The organism is Mesorhizobium sp. M7A.F.Ca.US.005.03.2.1 (genome assembly GCF_003997795.1).
GTDB classification, from domain to species: Bacteria; Pseudomonadota; Alphaproteobacteria; order Rhizobiales; family Rhizobiaceae; genus Mesorhizobium; species Mesorhizobium ciceri.
This window is the reverse complement of record NZ_RZRP01000779.1, coordinates 736-2,974: the sequence shown is the minus strand read 5'-3', so window position 1 is coordinate 2,974 and position 2,239 is coordinate 736. Positions and strand designations below refer to the sequence as shown.

The 2,239-nt window shown below is 65.3% G+C and carries 2 protein-coding genes and 1 pseudogene; 1 reads left to right on the top strand and 2 read right to left on the bottom strand.

Annotated features, from left to right (window positions below):
- Both EN991_RS30155 and EN991_RS30150 read right to left on the bottom strand, forming a co-directional pair.
- Positions 1-273, bottom strand: a pseudogene (locus tag EN991_RS30155) (carbohydrate kinase); the annotation flags it as partial.
- A complete protein-coding gene (locus EN991_RS30150) occupies positions 270-1,046 on the bottom strand; it encodes a DeoR/GlpR family DNA-binding transcription regulator (RefSeq protein WP_013529337.1) in 777 nt (258 codons plus the stop codon). The gene EN991_RS30150 and the pseudogene EN991_RS30155, both read right to left, overlap by 4 nt.
- A 192-nt stretch (positions 1,047-1,238) precedes the next feature.
- Here EN991_RS30150 and EN991_RS30145 point away from each other — a divergent pair.
- On the top strand, positions 1,239-2,239 hold a 1,001-nt coding region (locus EN991_RS30145), incomplete at its 3' end, for a class II aldolase/adducin family protein (RefSeq protein WP_164769475.1).

Below are 2,239 nucleotides of genomic sequence, written 5' to 3'. Positions count from 1 at the left end.
ATCGAGGATCGGATGCGTCAGCGCCACTTCGTCGACCAAGGCAAAGGTGCAGCCATGGCCCGACACCATGACCCCTTCCACTCCATGACCGTCGACCGCATCGGCAACGGCGCTGAGCGCCCAATGGTGGAGCGCCGCCTCGTCGAGCACGCTGAAGACGCCTTGGCGCACCCATTTCGGCTGTGTCCGGCGCTCGTCGATGATCCGCCCGTCCTGGCCGAAGACGAACAGCTTCGAATTGGTCTTGCCGAAATCGAGGACAGCCACCTTCACTGGATGGCTCCCGAGGCTATCCGCACCATGACGCCGGCGTCCTCCAGCATGCGCGCATCGGCGTCGGAGAGACCGTCGTCGGTGACCAGCGTGCCGATGCGGGAAAGCGGCAACGCGACATTGCGCGCGTGGATCGACAGTTTGCGGCTGTCGGCCAGCACCACGATCTGGTCGGCGCAAAGGCTGAGATCGACGATCGAGCGTACCAGCAGCGGGTGCGATTCCATCACGCCTTCCTGGCCAAGGCCTTGCGCGCCGAGAAAGAATTTGGAGGCATAGAAGGGCACGGCTTGGCTGAGCGAATGGATGATGCCGGGTTCGCGATGCAGATCACCGCCCGCAACCGTCAGGCTGCAATGGCCGTGGTCGCTGAGATAGGCCGCCAGCGGCATCGAGTTGGTGTAGAGGCGGATGTTGCGCTCAGCGAGCTTGACGCCCAGATGGAAGCAGGTCGAGCCGCCATGCACGATGACGGCGTCGCCGTCGCGCACCATGGTCGCCGCGAGAGCGGCGATCTGCCGCTTGGCCTCGACCGCAAGGTCGCGGTTCTCGTCGTAGGGCCTGGCGTAGGCAACACCGGCCTGGGAAGCGCCGTCGAGCGCCGATATGCCGCCATAGACCTTCCGCGCTTCGCCGGCCTCGTCGATCCTGTCGATATCGCGCCTGACCGTCGCGGCTGAAACGCCAAGCCGCTCCTGCAACTCGCGCACCGAAGCGAACGGACGATCCCGCAACAGTTCGACGATCTGACGCTGGCGGCCGGAGTCGCTCAATTCTTTCCTCCCGGATGCCATTTTCCATGGCAATTGGCGTAACTTACTCAACATTAGTCGGATTGCAAGCGTGTTTGATGACAGTAGATCACTATTGACGTAGATCACTCGTTTCTGCGATATCAGCGCCAATTCGATCCCGGCAACGGGATTTCGCGCAGGACACGGCCGAGCCGTTGGAGGAAAAGCGCCATGGCGACCCAAGCTGACGCGCAGGAACTGGCGGCCTTGCGGGCGCTTTCGGCCAGCATCGGGCGGAGCCCGCATCTCACCCAGGCGGCAGGCGGCAACACCTCGCTGAAAGCCGGCGACACGCTGTGGATCAAGGCCTCCGGCACCTGGCTGAAAGACGCGCTGGTCGATGACATCATGGTGCCGGTGGCGATGGCGCCGCTGCTGAAAGCCGTCGAACAGCGCGATCGCGCCGCCGACCAGCCGCAGGGTTTCACCATTGCAGCGCTCAACCCGCGCGGCCTGCGGCCATCGATCGAGACCACGGTGCACGCTTTGATGCCGCAGCGCGTCGTTCTGCATGTCCATTGCGTCGACACCATCTCGCTTGCCGTGCAGGCCGATGGCGAGGCCGAGGTCGCCAAGCGGCTCGATGGCATCGAATGGGCCTATGTGCCCTATTTCCGGCCCGGCCTGCCGCTTGCACGCGGCATTGCCGAAAAACTGCGGCCTGGTGTCGACGTGCTGATCCTTGGCAATCACGGGCTGGTCGTCGCTGCCGAAACCGTCGCCGGGGCGGAGCTTCTGCTGCGCCGTATCAGGTCATTGCTGGCCCGGCCGGCGCGCGCGACCGCCGCACCCGACCTCGACGCCTTGGCCGCGCTTGCCGGCGACAGCGGCTACAGATTGCCGGCCGATGTCGAAGCGCATGCGGTTGCGCTCGACGCTGAGAGCCGCCGCATGGCGCAGGCCGGCAGCCTCTATCCGGACCACGTCATCTTCCTCGGCCAGGGCTCCGTCGTGGCGAAGCCAGGCGAGGCCGTGGCAGATGTCGTTGCACGACTGGGCACGTCGCCTGCGGCGATCCTGTTTCCCGGCGCAGGCGTGCTGATGCGCGGCGACGCCAGTGCCGGCGCCGATGCCATGCAACGCTGCCTCGCCGACGTGACGGCGCGTGTCGACATCGCCGCGCGGCTGAACTATCTCACCGCTTCCGAGAATGACGAGCTGGTCAACTGGGA